Source organism: Microvirga aerilata, assembly GCF_016743775.1.
Lineage (GTDB): Bacteria > Pseudomonadota > Alphaproteobacteria > Rhizobiales > Beijerinckiaceae > Microvirga > Microvirga aerilata.
The window spans coordinates 1-2,260 of the sequence record NZ_JAEQMY010000235.1 but is presented as its reverse complement, the minus strand read 5'-3'; the positions used below and the strand labels follow the sequence as shown (position 1 = coordinate 2,260).

2 protein-coding genes are annotated in these 2,260 nt (G+C 62.2%); both read left to right on the top strand.

Features of this window, described 5'->3' with window-relative positions; all coding sequences use genetic code 11:
• Window positions 1-274 precede the first annotated feature (274 nt).
• On the top strand, window positions 275-652 hold the full coding sequence (locus JKG68_RS31955; protein WP_246516125.1) for a hypothetical protein: 378 nt from the start codon (window positions 275-277) through the stop codon (window positions 650-652).
• A gap of 43 nt (window positions 653-695) precedes the next feature.
• Entirely contained in the window at window positions 696-1,814 is a 1,119-nt protein-coding gene (locus tag JKG68_RS31950; RefSeq protein ID WP_202066404.1) for an ABC-type transport auxiliary lipoprotein family protein, read from the top strand.
• The last annotated feature ends 446 nt before the right edge of the window (window positions 1,815-2,260 follow it).

The following is a 2,260-nucleotide window of genomic DNA, read 5'->3' as shown; positions in this document are numbered from 1 at the left end:
AACGATCTCCAAACAGAGGCCGTCAGTCTCGTCCCTCACACATGCAAACGTAAGGTGGGTCCAGAACACCGCTTACGCTCCATTGCGATTATTCTTACAGCGATCGCCCGGATGCCACAGGCGCCGAACCATGCAAGCGGAACTGAAAAATACCCTTTCGCGTGCACGCCATCTGCCTCTTGGTGCACTGATAGTCTTGCTGTGCGGATCGTCGGCCCATGCGCAAATCCAAGCCTCCTCTTCTAACCCCTTTGCCGGCTTTGCCGGATCGTGGTTGGGCAGCGGCACGGTAGCCCTGTCCAACGGCACCACCGAACGTCTCCGCTGCCAAGCCACATACGTGGTAGCATCCGCCAGCGCCAACCTTCGGCAGAACCTTCGCTGTGCGAGCGACAGCTACACCTTTGAGCTCAGGACGGACATCAACGCTGAAGGCGGGCGTGTTGGAGGCGTCTGGGCCGAGGCTACGCGCAACATGCAAGGAACGATCTCCGGGCGGGTTTCGGCCGGTCGGATCGATGCCGTCGCAGAGGGGCCCGGCTTCTCGGCCGGGATCGCCATGGCTCCTCAAGGAGCACGACAGGCGGTGAGCATCCGCTCCCAGGGCACTGAGCTGTCGCAGGTGTCGATCACCTTGACCCGGGCGCGGTAGCTGGAATGTTCGTTAGCCTCAGAAGTTCTGAAAAGACGGAAACATGGAGACGCAGGCGCGGTATTCCCTGATCGGACTGTTCACACTCTGTGTGATCGCAGCCGCCTTTGCGTTCCTGTATTGGCTCCGCGGCACCGGCGGGTTCAGCGAGCGGGAGACTTATCGGGTCGTGTTCGAAAGTCCCGTTACGGGAGTGCTGCCGGGCGCACAGGTCCTGTTTAACGGCATCCCGGCCGGAGAGGTGACTGAGCTTCGGCTCAACCCCGATGATCCGCGCCAGGTGATAGCCACGCTCTCCCTCGACCCCAACACACCCGTCAAGGCCGATACCCAGGCCGGCCTCGTATCCCAGGGTCTTACGGGTGCGCCGGCCATCGCCCTCCGCGGTGGCACACCCGCCGCGCCGCCTCCCAGCTCAACCGGCGGTGCACTTGTTCTGAAGGCGGATCCGGCCGCGAGCCAAGACCTGAGCCAGGCGGCACAGGAGGTCCTGCGGCGCCTTGACATTCTCATCGCCGACAATGCGGAACCGCTGCATGGCATCCTGATCAATCTGAGCACTTTTTCGGAGGCCCTCGCGCGCAATTCCGGCCGCTTGGACCGGATCCTAGAAGCCCTTGAGGGCCTGGGCGGCGGTGGGCCTGCGAAGACACCTACCAGGATCTATGACCTGTCAGCGCCGCAAGTTTTCCCACCCAACGATAAGGTTGCGAGCGGGCAGCTGACGGTTCCGGAGCCGAGCGCGGTTGTTCTGTTCGACACGCAAAAGATCCTCGTGCGGCCGCAGGTGGACGAAAGTCTCGCGTTGGATGCGCTGTGGAGTGACAGCCTGCCGAAGCTTCTGCAAGCCAAGATCATCCAGAGCTTTGAGAACGCAAACTATCCGCAGGCCGTCGCGCGTCCCACAGAAGGCTTCACAGCTGACTACCAGCTGCTGATCGACATCCGCAGCTTTCAGCTGATGCTGCTTCCCGAACCCCACGCCGATGTGGAGTTCTCGGCGAAGATCCTGGCCATGAACGGACAGCTCGTTGGCTCACGCATTGTGCACGCGAGCGTTCCGGTTCAGGCTACGGATGCAGCAGCGGCGGCGGCAGGCCTAAATGAGGCATTCGGCAAGGCCGCGACCGAATTGGTGCTTTGGGCGTCCGGCCTTATCTGACGGCTTGGGTCGAGCGCTCCTGGACTACAAGGCCGCTCTGGAGAATGCAGCCCAGGCACAAGAGGACATGGCGTCGCGTCTGGCTCTGTTAGCCAACGAACTAGAGCAACAAGGTCAGCCTAAGCTCGCTGACAGCCTTCAGCGGACCTGCCACCAGCATAGAGCCTCCGGCATCAAGAACCGTGCGCTTGCGGCTTCCCTGATGGGGCCTACTAGCCCCCCAACACCGCTTCATCACACGCCGCTTCCGCTGACGCGGGGGATGAGGTTTCTCTAGCCGACCTTTGGGACATCATCGCCCGGCGGCTGAGTTGGCTCAGGCGGCATTAAGTCAGGCGCCTCGTCTGGCGCAGGCTCTCTCCTGGGGATTGGCGTTGGCAAGTCAGGCTGTGGAGGCACAGGAATGTCGGGCTGCGGTGTATCGGGATGGGAGATGTCGGACACGG